Source organism: Enterobacter sp. AN-K1 (genome assembly GCF_020971765.1).
Taxonomy (GTDB): domain Bacteria; phylum Pseudomonadota; class Gammaproteobacteria; order Enterobacterales; family Enterobacteriaceae; genus Enterobacter; species Enterobacter hormaechei_C.
The window spans coordinates 4,511,975-4,532,003 of record NZ_CP087390.1; the positions used below are offsets into that span (position 1 = coordinate 4,511,975).

The 20,029-nt window shown below is 57.1% G+C and carries 18 protein-coding genes; 6 read left to right on the forward strand and 12 right to left on the reverse strand.

Annotated features, from left to right (window positions below; translation table 11 throughout):
* Position 1 precedes the first annotated feature (1 nt).
* Positions 2 to 925, forward strand: coding sequence for a LysR family transcriptional regulator (locus tag LOC22_RS21400; RefSeq protein WP_045906681.1), 924 nt, complete (start codon positions 2 to 4; stop codon positions 923 to 925).
* On the opposite strand, the gene LOC22_RS21405 is transcribed toward LOC22_RS21400, so the two are convergent.
* Positions 916 to 1,800, reverse strand: coding sequence for a LysR substrate-binding domain-containing protein (locus tag LOC22_RS21405; protein WP_017382331.1), 885 nt, complete (start codon positions 1,798 to 1,800; stop codon positions 916 to 918). The two genes, LOC22_RS21400 and LOC22_RS21405, sit on opposite strands and share 10 nt — an antisense overlap.
* Before the next feature lie 111 nt (positions 1,801 to 1,911).
* Between LOC22_RS21405 and LOC22_RS21410 the strand changes: the two genes are divergently transcribed.
* The 3 genes from LOC22_RS21410 (at position 1,912) to LOC22_RS21420 (ending at position 5,302) form a co-directional block, all read left to right on the forward strand.
* Positions 1,912 to 3,393 (forward strand): UbiD family decarboxylase, encoded by a 1,482-nt coding sequence (locus tag LOC22_RS21410; RefSeq protein WP_045142146.1) that lies wholly within the window; start codon positions 1,912 to 1,914, stop codon positions 3,391 to 3,393.
* A gap of 324 nt (positions 3,394 to 3,717) precedes the next feature.
* On the forward strand, positions 3,718 to 4,005 hold the full coding sequence (locus LOC22_RS21415) for a VF530 family DNA-binding protein (protein ID WP_003857097.1): 288 nt from the start codon (positions 3,718 to 3,720) through the stop codon (positions 4,003 to 4,005).
* A gap of 7 nt (positions 4,006 to 4,012) precedes the next feature.
* Positions 4,013 to 5,302 carry a glycoside hydrolase family 10 protein gene (locus tag LOC22_RS21420; protein ID WP_023296643.1) on the forward strand — a complete coding sequence of 430 codons (1,290 nt, stop codon included), beginning with the start codon at positions 4,013 to 4,015 and terminating at the stop codon, positions 5,300 to 5,302.
* A gap of 38 nt (positions 5,303 to 5,340) precedes the next feature.
* On the opposite strand, the gene dsbG is transcribed toward LOC22_RS21420, so the two are convergent.
* The 11 genes from dsbG to LOC22_RS21475 form a co-directional block, all read right to left on the reverse strand.
* Positions 5,341 to 6,117 carry a thiol:disulfide interchange protein DsbG gene (dsbG, locus tag LOC22_RS21425; protein WP_230239192.1) on the reverse strand — a complete coding sequence of 259 codons (777 nt, stop codon included), beginning with the start codon at positions 6,115 to 6,117 and terminating at the stop codon, positions 5,341 to 5,343.
* Between the two features lie 41 nt (positions 6,118 to 6,158).
* Entirely contained in the window at positions 6,159 to 6,716 is a 558-nt protein-coding gene (locus LOC22_RS21430) for an RNA polymerase sigma factor (protein WP_198922803.1), read from the reverse strand.
* Positions 6,717 to 6,721: 5 nt separating this feature from the next.
* A complete protein-coding gene (locus LOC22_RS21435; RefSeq protein WP_015570500.1) occupies positions 6,722 to 7,135 on the reverse strand; it encodes a hypothetical protein in 414 nt (137 codons plus the stop codon).
* 189 nt (positions 7,136 to 7,324) lie between these two features.
* Complete coding sequence (locus LOC22_RS21440) at positions 7,325 to 8,875, reverse strand: methyl-accepting chemotaxis protein (RefSeq protein WP_060460380.1); 1,551 nt, start codon at positions 8,873 to 8,875, stop codon at positions 7,325 to 7,327.
* A gap of 95 nt (positions 8,876 to 8,970) precedes the next feature.
* A complete protein-coding gene (locus LOC22_RS21445; RefSeq protein WP_017693400.1) occupies positions 8,971 to 9,987 on the reverse strand; it encodes a LacI family DNA-binding transcriptional regulator in 1,017 nt (338 codons plus the stop codon).
* A 28-nt stretch (positions 9,988 to 10,015) separates the two neighbouring features.
* Complete coding sequence (locus tag LOC22_RS21450; protein ID WP_133982780.1) at positions 10,016 to 11,422, reverse strand: sucrose-6-phosphate hydrolase; 1,407 nt, start codon at positions 11,420 to 11,422, stop codon at positions 10,016 to 10,018.
* Positions 11,422 to 12,792, reverse strand: coding sequence for a sucrose-specific PTS transporter subunit IIBC (locus tag LOC22_RS21455; protein WP_017382323.1), 1,371 nt, complete (start codon positions 12,790 to 12,792; stop codon positions 11,422 to 11,424). The genes LOC22_RS21450 and LOC22_RS21455 overlap by 1 nt, the downstream gene beginning before the upstream one ends.
* Positions 12,793 to 12,858: 66 nt before the next feature.
* A complete protein-coding gene (locus tag LOC22_RS21460; RefSeq protein WP_230239193.1) occupies positions 12,859 to 14,376 on the reverse strand; it encodes a carbohydrate porin in 1,518 nt (505 codons plus the stop codon).
* Positions 14,377 to 14,547: 171 nt separating this feature from the next.
* Positions 14,548 to 15,444 (reverse strand): aminoimidazole riboside kinase, encoded by an 897-nt coding sequence (locus LOC22_RS21465; RefSeq protein WP_126804940.1) that lies wholly within the window; start codon positions 15,442 to 15,444, stop codon positions 14,548 to 14,550.
* 88 nt (positions 15,445 to 15,532) lie between these two features.
* The gene (locus LOC22_RS21470; protein ID WP_047062848.1) at positions 15,533 to 16,744 is read right to left on the reverse strand and encodes a diguanylate phosphodiesterase; all 1,212 of its coding nucleotides are present in this window, start codon (positions 16,742 to 16,744) and stop codon (positions 15,533 to 15,535) included.
* Positions 16,745 to 16,831: 87 nt separating this feature from the next.
* Positions 16,832 to 18,307: an alpha/beta hydrolase gene (locus LOC22_RS21475; RefSeq protein ID WP_047056816.1), complete on the reverse strand. Its 1,476-nt coding sequence runs from the start codon at positions 18,305 to 18,307 to the stop codon at positions 16,832 to 16,834.
* A gap of 267 nt (positions 18,308 to 18,574) precedes the next feature.
* On the opposite strand from LOC22_RS21475, the gene LOC22_RS21480 reads away from it, so the two are divergent.
* Together LOC22_RS21480 and ddpX are read left to right on the forward strand one after the other, a co-directional pair.
* Complete coding sequence (locus LOC22_RS21480; protein WP_047719541.1) at positions 18,575 to 19,429, forward strand: MurR/RpiR family transcriptional regulator; 855 nt, start codon at positions 18,575 to 18,577, stop codon at positions 19,427 to 19,429.
* A gap of 12 nt (positions 19,430 to 19,441) precedes the next feature.
* Positions 19,442 to 20,014, forward strand: a complete 573-nt coding sequence (gene ddpX, locus LOC22_RS21485) for a D-alanyl-D-alanine dipeptidase (protein ID WP_017382319.1) — start codon at positions 19,442 to 19,444, stop codon at positions 20,012 to 20,014.
* The last annotated feature ends 15 nt before the right edge of the window (positions 20,015 to 20,029 follow it).

The window sequence follows — 20,029 nt, forward strand, 5'->3', positions numbered from 1 at the left end:
TATGACGCACAATAAGATGCCCTCCTCCGATATGGATATGGACCTGATCCTGACGCTGGATGCGTTACTCAGGGATCAGAATATCACCCATGCGGCCGCGCGGCTGGGCATCAGCCAGCCGGCGATGTCTGCCCGCCTTGCGCGCCTGCGCGTCCTGTTCAATGAGCCGCTGTTTATCCCTTCCCCACACGGACGTGGGGTGTTACCTACGCCGCGCGCCGAGGCGTTAAGGCCGCAGGTCGCGACGGTTTTGCAGGGTATATCGGCGATGCTTGAACCCACCACGTTCAACGCGCAGGACAGCAACCGCACCTTTGTAATTGCCCTGCACGAGAACCCGGCGCTGATGCTGGGGGCAGAGTTGCAGAATCAGATTAGCAGCGCAGCACCAGGCATCCGCCTGCGTTTTGCGCTCCCGGAAACCCAGCTGTTGCCAGCGCAGATGGAAAATGGCGATATGGATATTTATGTCGGCGTTAATGCGGGGGCGCACGATGCATGGGTCAGACGCAAGCTGTTTGACGATGAATATGCCACCGCCCAGCGTAAAGGCCATCCGCGCGGTACGGGGCCGATGGATCTGGAAAGCTATTGCAGCCTTTCCCACCTGGTGGTTTCATCCGAGGGCGACCCGTTCGCGGGCTTTGTCGATCAGCATCTGGCGGGGCTTGGCCACCAGCGTAACGTGGTGATGTCGACGCAAAGCTATGCGATGGCGCCTGCGATTGTTGCCGGTACCGATTTGCTCTGCACCCTACCCAGACGCATGTTGCTACGGTTCACGCAAACGCTTGATATTTTTCCGCCGCCGCTGGATCTCCCGCCGATCGTCATCGGTATGTACTGGCACCCGAAAAACAGCCAGGATCCGGCTAACCGCTGGCTGCGAGAACAGCTTCTTCAGGCCGCCGGACGTCAGGTATGATCGAGGATGCTCATCAATTTTTTCAGGACCTCAGAGCGAATAATCCGGTGGCAAACCAGCGTCAGCTCGCTCTCCCGGAGTCGGTCAAGAATATCCACAAAGACGACGTTTTGTACGCATATCGCCTTCGCTGAAGCCGGCAGCATGGCGATGCCAAACCCTGCCGAGACGAGACTTATCACCGTGGGGACATCGGTGGCATTTTGCACAACGTCAGGCTGTATGCCCGCGCTGTGGCAGGCATCATAGAAATATTGCTCCAGCCCCATCCCCTCCGGGTCGCGCAGGGCGATCCACTTCTCCTCTTTCACCGACGCAAGCGTCAGCGCGGCGGAGCCCGCCAGGCTATGTTGACGAGGTAAGGCCAGCACGGCCTTTTCCGTTGTAAATGGACGGCTTTGCAGATCGTCAGGCAATAGCGGTAACGGGGCACGAATAATGGCCACATCCAGCTGGTTGCTTTGCACGCCGGTATAAAGGGTTTGCACGTTACCCGTCATCATGGAAAGGCTGATGGCGGGCCATTTCTCATGTAAAAGCCGCAGCGCGGCGGGCAGCTTACTGTCGAATATCGCACTTGAAACACATCCGAGATTCAGCACGCCCTGTTCCCCTCTGGCCGTCTGTCTGGCATCCAGAATCGCCTGATCGGTCATTAAAATCGCGACTCTGGCTTTACTGAGAAATGCCTCACCGGCTGGCGTCAGCGTCAGGCGACGATTCGCCCGGCTAAAGAGCAAGACCCCAAGACGATCTTCAAGCGTTTTTATCTGCTGGCTCAGCGCTGGCTGCGCCATGTTAAGGCGCTCCGCCGCCCGATGCATGTGAAGCTCTTCCGCCACCACGATGAAATTGCGCATCAGTCGAAACTGCATACCATGCCTTTATTATTGATAATAAAATTCATATTAAAATAGCATAAATGATGCAATTGATAGCCCTCTTCGTCCGGTTAAGAATGGAAGCCTTCATCCGAGGAGGGAAATATGAAAAACCACATCAACGATCTCAGAAGTGCTATCGAACTGCTCAAACGCCATGAAGGTCAATACCTTGAAACCAGCCATCCGGTCGATCCTGACGCGGAGCTGGCGGGTGTGTACCGGCATATTGGTGCTGGCGGCACGGTAAAACGTCCGACGCGCATTGGCCCGGCGATGATGTTTAACGCTATTAAGGGATATCCCGACTCCCGTATTCTGGTCGGAATGCACGCCAGCCGCGAGCGGGCGGCGCTCCTGTTGGGCTGCGAGCCCTCTGAACTGGCAAAACATGTCGGCCAGGCCGTGAAAAACCCGATTGCTCCCGTTGTGGTTCCGGCGGCACAGGCGCCGTGTCAGGAACAGGTGTTTTATGCCGACGATCCGGACTTCGATCTGCGTAAATTGCTTCCGGCACCGACCAACACGCCGATAGATGCCGGTCCGTTCTTCTGTCTGGGGCTGGTGCTGGCAAGCGATCCGGAAGATGCCTCACTGACCGATGTCACTATTCACCGTCTCTGCGTGCAGGAGCGCGATGAGCTCTCCATGTTTCTTGCCGCGGGCCGCCATATTGAAGTGTTCCGTAAGAAAGCCGAGGAGGCGGGCAAACCGTTGCCGGTCACGATCAATATGGGTCTCGATCCCGCTATCTATATTGGCGCCTGTTTCGAAGCCCCTACCACGCCCTTCGGCTACAACGAGCTGGGTGTCGCCGGCGCGTTACGTCAGACCCCCGTCGAGCTGGTGCAGGGTGTGGCCGTAAATGAAAAAGCGATAGCGCGTGCGGAAATTATCATCGAAGGCGAACTGCTGCCGGGCGTGCGTGTAGAAGAAGATCAGCATACCCACACCGGGCACGCGATGCCGGAATTTCCCGGCTACTGCGGGGAGGCTAACCCCTCCTTACCGGTAATCAAAGTGAAGGCCGTCACGATGCGTCATCAGGCGATCCTGCAAACCCTGGTAGGACCGGGCGAGGAGCACACCACGCTGGCCGGTTTGCCAACGGAGGCCAGTATCCGTAATGCGGTCGAAGAAGCCATCCCCGGTTTTCTGCAAAACGTCTATGCGCATACCGCTGGCGGCGGCAAGTTTCTTGGCGTATTGCAGGTGAAAAAACGCCAGCCCTCTGACGAAGGGCGTCAGGGTCAGGCGGCACTCATTGCGTTAGCCACCTATTCCGAGCTTAAAAACATTATTCTCGTCGACGAAGATGTGGATATTTTCGACAGCGACGACATCCTGTGGGCGATGACCACCCGTATGCAGGGCGATGTCAGCATCACCCATCTGCCGGGGATCCGCGGACACCAGCTCGATCCGTCTCAGGCCCCGGACTACAGCCCCTCCATTCGTGGCAACGGGATCACCTGCAAAACGATTTTCGACTGTACGGTGCCCTGGGCGCTTAAGCCCCGCTTTGAGCGTGCGCCCTTTATGGAGGTAGACCCGACGCCATGGGCGCCTGAACTGTTTAAAAAATAGCGTTAACCGGAAAATCTTCTTCACCCTTCACGGGCTGAGGGTTTCCCACAAAATAATGCCTGCACAGACGGCCCCCTCTCCCTTGAGGGAGAGGGCTGGGGTGAGGGGGAACATACGGCTCTGGTGGTCATTCCGTTCACTTAGGGCATCGCTGAAAGCCCTCAGTTTTTCTGAGGCAACGTTATAGCTTTTTCTTTCAAATTACTGGGTAACCCTCTCCTTCACGGGTGAAGAACCTCACGCTGAAATTGCCGCGTCCCCTGCTTTCTTGTAACCTTTGAGCGTTTATCACATCCCCATAAAAAATGAGACTACCGGACGCCTATGACAGCACATGTTTCCAACGATCCTTTGCATGGCGTAACGCTCGAAATGCAGGTTAACGCGCTGGTTGCGCGATATGGCTGGAATGAACTGGGCAACCGAATCAAAATCAACTGTTTTCGCAAGGACCCGAGTGTTAAATCGAGTCTGAAGTTCCTGCGCCGCACCCCATGGGCGCGGGCGGAAGTTGAAGCCCTCTACCTCGACTCTCTTCACGATGACGGTAACGGGGAACAGGACGAACCGGCGTTTAATCCCTGGACGGATAGCCGGACACCCAGGAGCTAACACGCAAATGATGCGACACGTAAAACGGACTGGCGCGCTGCTTGGCTGCGCGCTTTTACTGGTAAGTTGCACTTCCAAACCACCCAAATCACTCGTTACCCCGCTGCCGCAGGCGAAACCTCTACAGCAGACTAACGAACCCATGCGCGGGATCTGGCTGGCGACCGTCTCCCGTCTCGACTGGCCTCCCGTGTCATCGGTGAATGGCCGTAGCGCGGACCAGCGTATCGCCCAGCAACAGCGGGCGCTGACGGACAAGCTCGATAAGCTGAAAAAACTTGGGATCAACACCGTCTTCTTTCAGGTAAAACCGGACAGTACGGCGCTGTGGGCCTCTAAAATACTACCCTGGTCAGATACCCTGACGGGGACTATCGGGGAAGATCCCGGTTACGATCCGCTTCAGTTTATGCTGGATGAAGCGCACAAGCGCGGGATGAAGGTTCATGCCTGGTTTAACCCGTACCGCGTTTCCACCAACACGAAGCCGTCGACCATCGCCGCGCTTAACCGCACCTCGTCGCTTCATCCTTCCAGCGTGTACGTCCAGCATCCGGAGTGGATCCGCACCTCGGGGGATCGTTTTGTTCTCGACCCGGGCATTCCCGACGTGCGGGAATGGATAACCCAGGTGGTGATGGAAGTGGTAAATCACTACCCTGTCGACGGCGTTCAGTTCGATGACTATTTTTACACCGAGACGCCGGGGTCCACCCTGAATGATGCCTGGACCTTCAGGCGCTATGGCGAAGGATTTGCGTCAAAAGCGGACTGGCGTCGACACAATACGCAGCAGTTGATTGTGCAGGTCTCAAGGGCGATCAAGCAGGCTAAACCTGAGGTCGAATTTGGCGTTAGCCCGGCGGGGGTCTGGCGCAATCGCTCCTTCGACCCGGCAGGCTCGGACACGCGCGGTGCCGCAGCCTATGATGAATCCTACGCTGACACGCGCAAATGGGTACAGCAGGGTTTACTGGATTACATTGCGCCGCAGATCTACTGGCCCTTCGCCCGCGACGCGGCACGTTACGATGTGCTGACAAAATGGTGGGCTGACGTGGTGAAACCGACCCATACCCGCCTGTATATCGGGATCGCGTTCTACAAAGTGGGCGCGCCTTCCAGAAACGAACCGGACTGGACGGTGAACGGCGGCGTACCGGAGCTGAAAAAACAGCTCGACCTCAACGATTCACTGCCAGACGTTAAGGGCACCATCCTGTTCCGTGAAGACTATCTTAACCAGCCGCAGACGCAGGAGGCGGTAAATTACCTCCGGGGACGCTGGGGTAGTTGACTGAAAAAAGGCAGAAACGTCCTGTTTCTGCCTTTCTTTTACGGCTTCGGCCCGAACATCGCCTCAAGCTGTTTTGCGTCTGGCATACCCACGACCTGTTGCAGTTCGTTTTGCTCATTCAGGTAATAAATAGCCGGTGTGGCATTCGCGCCGAGACTGTCCATTAGCCTCTGGTGATTTTGCAGGATCTCAACGGTTTCCCGGGAAGCCGCAGCTTCAGGTTTCGGCAGCTTTTTCCCGCCGGACAGCTCGTACGTTTTCCAGGCCGACACCGGATCTTTCGCATTCAGGATCGCGGAGGCGTTACGCCCGCTGTTCGGGTTAAGAAATGCAACCAGCAGCGTATTGAGCTGAACCTTGCCAGCCTTCACCCACGGCTGCGCTTCAGCCCAGAACTGCTTGCAGTACGGGCAGAACGGGTCGGCAAAGACGAAGACTTTGCGCGGGGCACTCTCCGCGCCCTCTTTCAGGGGATGCGCCGCATTGAGCTTTTTCCACATCTCGCGGCCCATCGGGGCGTAGATCTCTTTCTGGAAAAAGGCCTCGCTGAGGTTGGTTCCCTTCTCATCATAAAGATAACCAGACACGACGTGCTTTCCGTCAGGGGTCAGAAAGAGCGTCACGCCCATGTCCTGATATTTCCCCAGCCACGCTGGCGCGCCGCCGGGGGCGTCAATTTTCTTGATGATTTTGATGTCCTGCTGTTCACTGAAGTGCTTCACCACATCCGGAAGCGACTCCTCTGCCCTGACCAGCCCTGTAACCATCAGAGCAGAGAGTAACAGCACCTTTTTCTTTGCTAACCGTTGAAGCATAACGACCCCTTTAAAATATTGGTTTTCAGAGTGGTCGAAGTTTATTGCCCTGTCAACGCTTCATAAATATCCTTGAGGCGACTACGCAAAAATCGCACGGCTTTGTGTTTGCGGGATAATAACGCCTGCACACTGTCGCCTGTTTCCTCTGCCAGCATCTTCATGCTGTAGCCCTCAAATTCCGTTTTTTCAAACACCTCGCGCTGAGGTGGCGGCAGTTCCGACAGGGCTTGCCCCAACTCTTCCCATAGCAGCATGTTGAGATACTCTTCCTCCGGCGTTTGCGGTACGCCGAATAACGTTTCTGCAATCTCCTGCTCAGGAAAGTCTTCGTCATCTGCTGTCAGGTACCCCGGCAGTGAAACCTCGTGCTTTTTTCGCGCCCGGTCGATCATCTCATTTCGTGCGGCGCGAAACAGCCAGGCGGCGACGTTCTCGACCGGTTGTTCCACTTTCATCAACTGCCAGGTCACTTCCTGAAGAATATCATCGACATCATCACGAACCGCAGTCCGTCCGCGAATGAAGGCTTTTAGCCGCGCGCGGCAGGCATTGAGTGCCGAGATCAGTAATGATTCCCCCACCTCACCGGCTTTCATATTGCTCACTCGGCTTCCGGCGCTTTCGCACCGTTATCATCTCGCTTTTCATCCCGGCCATCGTGCCACCGGCAATGACCGTGGCGCCCAAATCCCGCCCGACGCTGCTGAATGAAGGCCTCACGTTGTTCGGGGCTCATATTCATCCATTGTTCGTGCATACGGCGGTGCGCACCGAACATACCAGGACGGAAACCCAGCCCACCGAAAAGAATGCGGCTCAGCAGCAGGATCCCCAGCGCCTGCCAGAAGCCAATGGCTTTAACCCCCAGGATGGCCGGGAGCAACGCGTTCCACAGGGACATGACCAGCAGGCCAAGCACCACGAACAGGACTGCGCCAATCACGATGCCCTTACCCATACGATGGCGGCCCAAACCACGCCCGTGACCTTTTCCGTGCATATCAAAATTTCTCATGTGTACCTCGTTTATGTTGAATGATTATGGTCTCTGATGAGGTAGACGGATGAGGAACAGAAATATTGCCGGGGAAAGATAAAATTTATGTCATAGCGGCTTTGTACGGATAACAGTAATGGCTGAAGGAGATTGTGCAGCGGCTACATGCAGACATTAAAAAGGCTCCCTCAGGAGCCTCTCTGAACATCACGCCGTAGCAGGCAAACTAAAGCTCGAGATACTCTGGGACAGCTGCTGCGCCTGCTCCTCCAGCGAGGCCGCGGCGGCGGCGGATTGCTGCACCAGCGCCGCGTTCTGCTGGGTCACACCGTCCATCTCCGTTACGGCCTGCCCAACCTGACCAATCCCGCGGCTCTGCTCTTCTGAGGCAACCGAAATCTGTTCCATCAGCGTATGCACTTTATTCACAGAGCTGATAATAGAATCAATCACCTCTCCCGAACGATTCACCAGTTGTGCACCGTTTTTCACGCTGGAAACAGACTGGGCGATAAGGCTTTCGATATCTTTCGCCGCCACCGCGCTTTTTTGTGCCAGGGTGCGCACTTCACTTGCTACCACGGCAAATCCTCGCCCCTGCGCGCCAGCACGCGCCGCTTCAACGGCCGCGTTTAGCGCCAGAATATTAGTCTGGAAAGCAATGCTGTTGATGACGCTGGTGATGTCCTCAATACGCTTCGAATTGGACGCGATAGTATTCATCGTTTCGATGACTTCACGGGTTACCGCTTCACCGGTATGGGCATTTTTCACGGCATCCTGCACCAGCTTACCGGCCTGGAAAACGTTGTCGGTGTTATTCGCCACCGTCGCGCTCAGCTCTTCCATGCTGGCGGCCGTCTGGGTCAGGGCCGAAGCCTGTTGCTCGGTACGGGAGGCCAGGTCGATATTGCCTGAGGCAATTTCCTGCGCCGCATGCGTCACGGTGTGGCTGGCATCGCGCACCTGAGAAATGGTGGAGAGCAGCGCCTGGCGCATCTGCTCCATCGAGGACATCAGGTGATCGATTTCATTCCCGGAATCACGCTTAATCGGTACCGGTACGTCCAGCTTCCCGGCCGCAATCTGGCGACAGTGCTCGCGCGCCAGGTTCACCGGCGCAAAGACCACGCGTTTCATCAGCAGGCTGACGGCGAAGATCACCACCACGAACAGCACCGCAATGCAGGCGATAATAACCAGACCCGACACGAAATTATGGCTCGCATCCTCGTTCAGCGTTTTGGCGTACTTCTGGTGAACGGAGAGAACCTGATCGAGCACAATTTCATATTGGCGATCGAGTTGAGACACCACGGGAATAAGAGCGTTGAACCGCGACACATCGTGAGCGGCGGCAGCGGCGATGAGAGGCGCCAGTCCCTGGTTACGGTAGTTTTGCCACGCCTCCTGGTAGGCAGTGACCAGTGTGGCTTCGTCCGGCAAACGCGGCGAGGCCATAAACGCCGAAAATGCACTATCGGCTTTGGTCAGCGCCTCTTTAACCGAGGCCAGTTTCGCAGACGGGTCGGTAGCGTCCCCCGCTTCCACCATTTTCACATACTCCATAACCCTGACGCGCAGGGTTCGGCTGTGGTTAATGGGATCAATAATGGACAGAACCACCTGAATTTCTTTGTTCACATTATCCAGCGAAGTATTACTTTTAATGATGAGCCCAACGCTGGTGATAGTGCTGGCCACAAAGAAGAAAAGCAGGGAAAACAGGATAATCAGGGATGATTTTTTCAACGACATAACACACCTCAGGGATATAATTTCCCTTTGGTTATCGGCTGAATCCAATCTTTAATTAATTAAAGTTATTGATGTCACCCTCAGACGTTACCCTGTCACTCTACGGCCTTGTATCGCCGTTGCAGGGTGGCATCCAGCTTACGCTGGATCGGCTCCGGCGTTTCCCCTTCAATCAGTTTGCCAATCAGATCAAAGCAGTGCCAGGCGAGCTGGCGGTTATCCTGACGAACGGTATCGACAGGAATGGTTAGAGAATCATAGAGATAGTGATCGTCAAAGCTGGCCAGACGCATATCGCTTTGCAGCAGATTATGTTGCCCCATATAGCGCAACACCCCTTCCAGCAGACCGCAGGCGGCGGTAAAAAGGGCTTTTGGCGGGCGGCCCAGGCGTGCGCAAAGCTCGGCAAACATTTCGTAGCCGGAGCTCGGATGGTAATTACCATGAATGATCCACTCCGGACGTAACTCGACGCCAGCGTCACGCAGCCCCTGCTTAAACCCTTCAAGACGGTCACGCGTCGGGGAAAGCCGCGGCTGACCGCCGAGGAAGTAGAACTCATCCGGATGCTGGCGCGCGATGTCGGCCACCAGTGTGGCGGTTGGGGTAATTGAATCGGTGAGAACCAGCGGCAGAGAACTGTCGTTCATATGACGGTCAAAGAGCACAACGGGCAACTGTTCGCTCAGCTTTTGATAGTCCGCGTCGTTGAGCATGCTGGAGGCGACAATCAGCCCGTCCACCTGGCGGGCCACCATGTTATTGACCACCACCGTCTCCTGGCCCGGATTTTCATCGCTACAGGAGATCAGCAGCTGAACACCCGCCTCGCGGCAGAGGGTCTCCAGCTCATGAGAAAAAACGGCAAACCCGTAGTTGGTGATTTCCGGTACCACCAGACCAATGGTGTGGCTGCGGTTGTCCCGCAGCGAACGGGCGTGAATGCTGGGCTGATAATGATGTTCTTTGGCAATCGCCAGCACACGCTCGCGTGTCTCCTCCGCCACCCGAAGCTCTTTGCTGCGGCCGTTCAGAACCAGGCTGGCGGTGGCTTTTGATACCCCCGCGAGCTCCGCGATATCTTTAATGGTGACGCGTTTTGTTTTTCTCACAACGACTTAGATCCGGCTGCCAAAACCTCTATTCTATCATGCAGCTGCGCAGCGACCAGTAGCGTAATGTGATATCGGACGCACCTTCGAAGCGTACCTGGGCCGGATGGTCAGGAAAATAGCGGCTGCTCATGACGCCTTCACCGTGATTGATGAAAATTTCGACGCTGGAACAGTCGCACAGCACGCGTAAATGATGAACATTGCCCTGCCAGTAGCGGGTCAGCGTGTCTGTGGTTTTCAGACTGGCGCGTTCCAGGCGGATCCCCTCATCATCCACAATCAGCCGCAACGCGCCGGCAAAATCCACGTTCACGCTCGATGCGCTCAGTTCGAACTCAAGACGCGTTCCCGCCAGCACCGGGGCATCGCTGGCGCGTCCCTGCCAGAGATGTTCATCCTCGCGCAGCGTTTCCAGCTCACGGACGGGGGTTTGCCAGAGCTTACCGTCGCGGTAGCGCAGTTCGCGAGGACAGGTCATCTGGTGGATCCAGCCGTGCGCCCGCGTAGGCTGGAGCATCTCTTCGCCGTCCGGCACACCCATCCAGCCGATGAGGATGCGGCGGCCATCTTCTGCCACCGTGGTTTGCGGCGCGTAAAATTCGAAACCGGCGTCAAGCTCATGCAGCTCGCCGTGCGCAAATGCAGGCGTTTGATAATCAAATACCCCACGCATCCAGACGGCCGGATAGGTGTTGAGATAGCGATGCGGTTCGCGCGCCAGCCCCTGCGGGCAGCAGATCAAGACGTGTGTGCCATCAAGCTCAAACAGATCCGGGCACTCCCACATATAGCCCGCGTCCGTGAGTCCGTTGACGCCGTGACCGGCGATTTCGCCGCAGGACGCCCAGATGTGTAAATCGGCTGACGTAAACAGCAGCACCTTGCCGCGCTGCTGTCGATCCTGCGCGCCGAGCACCATGTACCACAGCCCGTCATGCCACCATACTTTCGGATCGCGGACGTGCCCGGTGTACCCGTCCGGCAGGGGCAACACCGGTCCCAGTTTGGCAAACGTGCCATCGTCATTTTGCACCGCCAGACACTGCCAGGCGGTGCGGCCGCCATCGTCAAACTTAACGTTGCCGGTATAGCACAGGGTCAGCACGCCGTTGTTATCCACGGCGCTGCCGGAGTAACAGCCATTGCGGTCATACTCTTCGTCAGGCATCAGCGCCATTGGCTCGTGCTGCCAGTGCACCAGATCTGCTGAGCTCCAGTGCCCCCAACACTTGTAGCGATGATCGCAGCCCAGCGGGTTCCACTGATAAAACAGATGGTAGCGCCCGGCAAACCAGATAAACCCGTTCGGATCGTTCATCAGCCCTGTCACCGGCGCGGGATGCCACTGCGGATAGTGGCTGTCCGCCAGCGCACGCGGCTGGCCTTGCATAACGGCCTGCAACACGGCAGGCCAGCGGGAAGATAAGGTCATTATTCAGAGTCCGTTTTATATTTCAGCAGCAGAGAGACGGTGAACGCCACGCCAAAGGCAATCACCATGCCGATAATATAGTTGAGCAGCGAGCTGGCCTGGACAATCGCCATGCCGGGAAGCGCCGTCAGGCCAACGGCGGTCATGTAGACATGCACCGACACCACCCAGGCACCGCCCGCCGCACCACCGATCAGCGCCGCGATAAACGGCTTCACAAAACGCAGGTTGATGCCAAAAATTGCCGCTTCGGTGATGCCCAGCATCGCGGAAAACGCCGACGGTAAGGTAATGGCTTTGATTTTGGCATCGCGGGTTTTGAACCACACCGCCAGACACGCCCCGCCCTGCGCCACGTTCGCCATCGCCCAGATCGGCAGCAGGAAGTTAACGCCAATCGACGGATTACCCAGCAGCCCGGCCTCAATGGCGTGGAAGCTGTGGTGAATGCCGGTAATGACAATCACCGAATAGAGCCCACCAAACAGCAGCCCGGCCAGCCAGCCCGCGTGGGCAATCAGAGTGCTAAGAATGAAGGAGATTCCGTCGCCCAGCGCGCGTCCCGCCGGGCCAATAATCAACAGCGCAATGAAGCCGGAGATAATGACGGTCAGGAACGGCGTCAGGATCAGATCTAACGCATCCGGGATGGCCCGGCGCAGCTGTTTTTCCACAATGCTCATAAACCACACCGCCAGCAGCACCGGGAAGACGGTTCCCTGATAGCCAATCATGGCGATTTCAAGACCGAAGAAGTTCATGGTGTGGAAGCCGGACGCTACGCCCCAGGCGTTGGTCAGCGCCGGATGAGTCAGGATGCCGCCGAGCGTTGCCCCCAGATACGGGTTGCCGCCAAACTCCCGCGCGGCGGTGAAGCCAATCAGGATCGGCAGAATAATAAACGCCGCCGAGCTGCACATATCCAGCATGATATAGAGCGCGTTATCCGGATTAACCCAGCCGTAGGTTTTAACCATCCCCAGCAGGCCCATCAGCAGACCCGAGGCCACGATCGCCGGGATAATCGGCACGAAGATGTTGGAGAGCAGACGCGCGATACGCTGGAACGGGTTCAGCTTGCGGGCCGCAATATCCGCCGCTTCCGATTTACTGGACTCGCTAATCTCTGCCGCCTGAATAAACGCGGCGTAAACCTTATTCACCACCCCGGTGCCGAAGATTACCTGCATCTGCCCGGCGTTTCGAAAACAGCCTTTCACGCCTTCAACCTTGCCGATAGCCTGTTGGTCGGCAAGCGCATCATCGACCAGCACCAGACGAAGGCGCGTGGCGCAATGTGCCGCGCTGGCAATGTTCTCTTTGCCACCGAGCAGCGGAATAAGCTCGCGCGCAATATGATTAAAATCCATAGATACCTCTTCCTGACCTCTTTTTATGGTGTTCGAAACGCCCCCGCGATGCGGGAGCGTGAAGGGTTAAAACCAGGTTTCCATCTGCACCCCAAAGTTCCATTCCCCGCCCGCGTTGAAGCCGCTGCTGCCAAAGGCGTCATCGCTGGCGTAGTTATCCAGCTTGCTGCTCCAGTCCATCCAGGTGGCGAACAGGCGCAGCTCCGGACGGCTGAAGAAATCGCCAATTTTGCCCGCCTTTAACGTCGGGGCGAAGGTCAGCTTGTAGAAGCTACCGTTAACCGCATTGCGATCCTTGTAGCCTTCCGGGCTTAAATCCATGTACTGATAGCTGCCTTCGAACGCGAGGGCGAAATTCTGGGTCACCTCTTTGATCAGACGCGTATTGAGCGTGACCCACTCATAGCTGTCGCCCTTCACGTAGCGGTCCTTACTGCTTTGCGCCAGCACGGCGGGCGCAATGTGCCAGCCACCGCCCAGCGGCGTGACACCGTAACTTGCAAAACGCCAGGTATCGGCTTCTGACAGCAGCGCGCCGTCTGAACCAATGCTTTTCACCTCGGCGCCCAGACCGTGGCCGTAAAGCAGCGCCGTTTTGGCGGAACCTTCCCGCAGGCCGTAGAAGCTCTCGTTATGCAGACCAACCAGCGCATGTACCCCGTTATTGGCCGCGTCGGTTTTAATCGGATCGCCGTTGCTGTCCTTACGGTCGTCATTATCTTTTGCCCGTAAGCCGCTGACCATCATCTGCACCGGCCCGGCGAAGTGATTCATGCTGAGGATGTAGTTCTGAACGTTGTTGTCGATCTCCTCTTCGCTGCCGAAGTTACGGCCATAAAGGGAGAAGTTACTGCGCAGCGTATCGTTCCACTTCACGTCGTAGACGCCGCCGCCGGTCCCGGCGAGAAACACCACGTCGGAATCCAGCCAGTGAATGTCGAAGTTGTCGCGGTCAAAACGCTTACCCGCCCAGAAGGTACTGCCCTTCAGCGCACCGGTAAAGTCTGGCAAATTGCCCAGCTCGGCAAAGGCCTGACGAATGTTCAGGTCGCTGCTGTCTGCCGACCAGTCGTTATAGGTTTTCTGGCCGTCGGCCAGCATCGCCTTAAAGCGCGTCGTCGCACCATTCTCCAGCGTCTGTTTGTGCTCAACATTCAGCTCAACGTAGGTATCCGCTTCGTTCCCCAGACGCCCGATGGCGCCGCCCGTTTCCCCGGCGGGCGTCAGATAAGGGCCGCTTTTGCTGCTGGAGGCCGCGTCGTTCATCAGCAGGCCGGAACGGGCGTAACCGTGAAATTCAAAACCGCCTGTCCGGTCGGCTTTTTCTTCCAGCACCGTGGTACGTTGCGCCACCGCCTGTGTGGAGGTTTGCGCTTCCTGCTGCGCAGCCACCAGCTGCTGTGTTTTCTGTTCCGCTGCCGTGGCGCGCTTTTCAGCAACCTGCGCGCGGGTTTCCGCCTCCTGCAAACGCTGCTCCAGCGCCGCCAGGCGCGCTTCGATAGGTGTCATATTCGTCTGGGCAAAAACAGAGGTACTCCCGGCCAGCATGCCTATCATCACGGCAAGTCTGCGTTTTTTATACATTTTGTCGCATCCCTAATAACTATCGGTGAAAGTGCTAAATTGCTAAACCGGTTTAGGCTGATGATACTAAACCGTTGAATTTTGGATCGGCAACGTTTTTTGCTAAACCGTTTTAGTAAGTGTGATCGAGGCGACAATTCAGGCCGCCGACCGGTGGCCTGGAGAGGTGAATTACAGTTCGTGATGATAAGGCAGCGCGGTCATTGCCCCTTTTGCGGTTGTCGCCAGCGCCCCACAGCGCTGCGCCAGCGTGATGACCTCTGAAAGACGGGCCTGGCCATCACGAGCCAGACCGAACAGCAGCCCGGCGACGAAAGCATCCCCCGCGCCGGTGGTATCAATGCATTCCACGGGTGATGCAGGATAGTGCGTCAACGCGCCTTTCTGCCAGGCGGTTACGCCCTCTTTTCCCTGCGTCACCAGCACCAGCCTGGCCGGACAGGTGCGCATCAGCGCCGCCAGCCCCTCATGGACCTGCGCATTTCCGGTTAAGAACGCCAGCTCTTCCACCGAGATTTTCACCACATCTGCACAGGCTAATGCCCGCTCAAGACACTGACGCAGCTCGACTTCATCGTGCCAGAGATCGGCGCGGATATTGGGGTCAAAGCTGACGAATCCCCTCGCCTGTTTGATCGCGGACATCGCCTGAAACGTCGCGGAACGGCTGGGTTCGGCGCTGAGCGCGATAGAGCAGACGTGCAGCCACTCCCCGGCGCGGAATGGCGGGAGATCGGCAGAGTCGAGGAACAGATCAGCGCTCGGGCGAACCATAAAGGTAAAGGAACGTTCACCGTCGTCATCGAGATCCACCACCACTGTGGAGGTGCGATGCTGCGGGTCGAGCCGCAGCCATTCTGTATTAACCTGCTCATCCGCAAGCGTTTTTTGCATAAAGCGCCCGAAGGGGTCGTCGCCCACCCGGCCTATAAAGGCGCTTCTGCCGCCCAGACGCGCAATCCCTACCGCGACATTGGCCGGTGCGCCGCCCGGACATTGCAGCAGTTTGCCCTCTCCGTCGGGCAACAGATCCACCACGGCATCGCCAAGTACCCAGATCGTCTCCATATCACCTTCTTAGCTAAATCATGTTAAACCGGTTTAGCTATTTAAGCACAGGCAGGGTGTCGGGGAAATATGGCGAGGGAAAATTTGCTTAACCCACCCGATGGGGCCAGTGGATATCACCTACGCCATTGAGCTGCGGGCGGGCGAACAAAAAGCCCTGGAAGCGGCGAATACCGGCGGATTCAAGCCAGCACCACTCTTCTATCTTCTCAATGCCTTCTGCGACCAGCGTAATCTCCAGATCGGTGCAGCAGCTGATTATCGACTTCACAATCGCCTGCTTGGGCCCGCTCAGGTGGATATCGCTGACGATCTCTCTGTCGATTTTGAGCTTATCCGGCTGGAACCGCGTGAGCAGTGAAAGACCAGCATAGCCGGAACCAAAATCATCTATCGCCAGCCCAACCCCTTCCGCGCGCAGCTGTTTAATGGCGCTGTTAAACTGGTTGAAGCCAGAGATCATCTCGCTCTCAGTGACTTCAATGATCACCTGCTCTGGCTGTAGATTGTGCTTTTTGATCTGCGTTACCAGGAACTCTACCGCGCCCGGCACGTTAACCAGCGACATTGGCAGCAGGTTCACCGCCAGTTTGTGGCTGCCGATGCCGAGCTTTTGCGCCAGCGCAAAGGTCCAGGCTTTGGTTTGCAGGTCGACTTCGTAAATCTGTTCACGCTCGAGACTACGGAAGAAATGCTCCGGACTGCCGCCGTCGTTTCCGCGTATAAGCGCTTCGAGAGAACTGATTTTGCCTTCGGACGGCTCGACAATGGGTTGCAGCGCAAACTGGCAGGGCTGTCCCGCCAGCAGACCTAACCCTTTACCAAACGGCGCGCGCTCTCGCGAAAGCGTCCATTTATCAGGCTCATAGTCCGAAGCGGGTGGGATAGCGGTTTTGCCGGTGATAAAGGTCTGAATAAATTTGAAGACCCGATCCTCAGAAGTCAGATAGCTTTCCAGCTTGCTGTAATGCAGAACCGACGCCAGAACCGCTTTCGGGGTCTGAACATCCAGGTCAAACAGCAGCATTCCCACGTCTTCGAAACGTCTGCGCGGGCCGTAATCGCGCATCAGCTCCACCACGCCGGTATGCCGGTCATCCGCACGGATGGTGTTAAAAAGCGCGACGACGCTCTGTTCCGTGCCTTCGAGAATTTGCAGAACGTCACGTCCACGGGAGAGAAGAATGCCTGAGATGCCCTGCTCCGTATTACGGATCCTGGCCTGTTCAACCAGCGCGCTTAACGCTGCGGAGGTGCAGGTTAAGCTCAGCTGGCTTCGATAAATAAGAGTTGTCAGCACAGAAACGGGGTCCGGTATGGGGTATACGCCTGAACGGTACTGTTTAACACAGTTCCCCGGTGTGACCTAATCTATTCCACGTCGGGCTTAATTCTCCCCGATACGGCTGTCGATCCGCGTCTGCATATAATCGTAGAACGGATTCGACGTCACGCGCATCAGCGCATCTTTGCCAACGCTCAGAACCGATGTTTCTCCCCACAGGGCTATCGTCCCCAGGCTGATACCGTAGTGGTTTTTCACCTCAGGATGGCGGCCATACAGATCGTCATCAGGCGGGAACGGAATAGCAACATGCGACAGGGAATAAACCTCCTGCGGATACGCGACAGACAGCGGCATCACCGTTTCCCGGGTGCTACCCGCTGGCGTTGTCTTTGCCACCATATCAAACCTGTCGGGGCTGGCATTGGTCACAATTGTGACACTGTAACGCCTTTTTGCCCCGGGCAGCAGGTCAGCCACCGCCGTCCAGGACGATGGCCTGAACAGTGGACGGAAACTCCCGGCCTGGTTGATATCAAAAACTACCAGTTCGCTGCCGTTTGCCGGAAGCTGGTCAAACAGCCCGCTGACCACGGCGCGGGTACTGACCGTTGAATCCATGACCGACTGAAACGCCAGCACCGGCGGAAGCTGCGCCAGTTTGTGATCATGAACATCGCGGTTTATCTGCTCATGCAGCGCCTGGGTAAGCAGCCAGGACTGACGTGCTGCATTCACCGGGAACGAATTGTATTTATAAGGATTATATTCCGGCGAAATATTGAGCCACGCGGCTTTGGCAAACGCCGGTAACATGGCCGGTAGCCCGGCGAACCCGGCAAAGCGCGCAAACGCCGTGACGCCAATCATCGGTGAGAGCAAAACGATCTGCTGAGGTTTACGCAGTTCAGGCGCATCAAGAGCGTCGAGGGCGTATTTCATCGCCAGCGCCCCGCCGTTGGAGTAGCCCACCAGATGCAGGGGGAGATCGTTCCCCGTCAGGCGTGTCGCTTCACGAACCGCAAGGCGCGATGCGGCCAGCCAAGCCTCCCAGTCAACGTCTGTCAGCGCGCCCGGCGCCGTGCCGTGTCCGGGCAAACGAGGCACTACGGCCACAAAGCCGTGCTGTTGATAATTCACAGCCAGATGCCTGACGCTGTAGGGCGAATCCGTCAGACCGTGTAGCAATACCACCGCCCCGCGCGGCTTTCCGGCAGGCATCAGCACGAACGACCGGTTTGCATCCGGGGAAAAGTGTCCTGGCCACACCAGGCTCTGGCGGTAATAACGGTTCAGCGGCGTGCGCTCTGCGGGTGTGACATTCGCCGTCACCTCAGCGTCGAGAGCGGTGAAGATGGCGTTTTCCCGCGCGACATACGCTGCGAAGGTCGCGTTATCCATCTCCTGCACGGACATTTCGTCAGCCCGCCAGGTGTGCCAGTGATGCAGGGCCGGCCCCTGCTGCGAAAGATAAACCCGCACCGCCAGCAGCACGAGCACAATGATCCCGATGACCATCGCTATTTTTTTTGCGAGAGCCATCAGGCGCACGCTGACCCGCCAGGGCAAATTCGCCATGTTAGGCTCCCTCCCTTATCCACAGAGCGTTCATCTTACCAAAAAATGTGAAGAGGCTGACGTATTCACCAAATAGATACCGCTCAGGCCGGACACTGCACCAAAAGTGAACTACGCTGCACAAATGTTGAGCATCTGTTAAACAAATATTGCATTAACTTTGCTGCACAGCGCGTTTTCGCCGCAATGTGAACATGGCACGCGTCCTGCATTGTTAATCCGGTAACAGAAACCCGGCCTTTGACAGCCAGTTAACAGCGAGGCGGTATGACGACCAAACCTGAGGTGTTGAGCCGTATCGAAGCGACCTTTAGCCAGCTCACCCCGAGCGAAAAACGGGTGGCAAGCTGGATGCTGGCGCACGTCGGGCAGATCCCCTTTGAAACGGCAGAGAGCGTGGCGCTGGCCACGGCAACCAGCGGGATCACCGTCGGACGCTTTCTGCGCAAGCTGGGCTATCGCAACCTGGACGACGCCAAAAAAAGCCTGCGCAATCCCCACCAGCCCTGGGGCATTAACGAGCGTCTCGACTCCTGGAAGCAGCAACAGCCGCTGTCGGATCGCCTTCAGCACTCCCTGTCGCTGGAGGTGGACGCCATTGCCCATGTTTACCAGCTGGCGCAAAGCGAAACGTTCAGGCAGGTGGTCCAGCAACTTACCCATGCCGACGCCGTTTTCGTGCTGGGGATCCAGTCCACGCGCGGGATCGCCAATGCATTCTTCAGCCATCTGGAGTATCTGCGCCCGCGGGTGAGCTATTCCGAAGGGCTCTCCGGTAGCTGGGTGGAGTCGCTTAACTCCGGCTTTGCGAACCCGTATATCGTGCTGACGGATACCCGCGCCTACTCCGCCATTGCCCGTCAGTACTGCCGCGTGGCGAGCGAAAAAGGCCTGGCGATGGCGCTGATCACCGATATCTGGTGCCCGTGGGCGCGGGATTACCCGATTGATTTGCTCCAGGTGAAGACCGATACCGGCCATTTCTGGGATTCGCTGGCGCCGGTGAGCTGTCTCTTCAACCTGCTGCTGTCGGGCGTTGTCGAGGCGCTGGGCGATGCGCTGCCGGAACGTCTGGCAATCAACCGACAACTACAGCAAGAGTTTGGTCAATTTGAACGCTAAAGGAGCGGAGCTATGCCTGAAGAGAGTCAACTGATTGATGTGGCGAAAACCTTTCCCACGCTGCATATCGATCTGAAATACGCGACCGCCGATAACATCACTGGCCGCCCGATCTACCAGCACGCCGCGTGCCTGTTGCATACGGATGCCGCCACCGCGCTGGCGAAAGCGATCAGCATCGCCGCGCTGGCCGGTCTGAAGCTGGTGGTTTACGACGCCTACCGCCCCCAGCAGGCGCAGTCGCAACTCTGGGATGCCTGCCCCAATCCGGAATACGTGGTGGATGTCGCAATTGGCTCTAACCACAGCCGGGGCACCGCCATTGACGTCACGCTGATGGATGAACACGACAACGTGCTGGATATGGGCGCCGGGTTTGACGAAATGCACGACCGTTCTCATGCCTGGCACCCTTCCGTTCCGCCCGAGGCGCAGCGAAATCGTCTGCTCCTGAACGCCGTGATGTACGGCGGCGGTTTTGTGGGCATCAGCAGCGAGTGGTGGCATTTCGAACTGCCGAACGCCGCCAGCTACCCGCTGTTAGATGACCAGTTCGCCTGTTATCCGACCACACACTCACTCTAATTCTGGAGCCCGGCC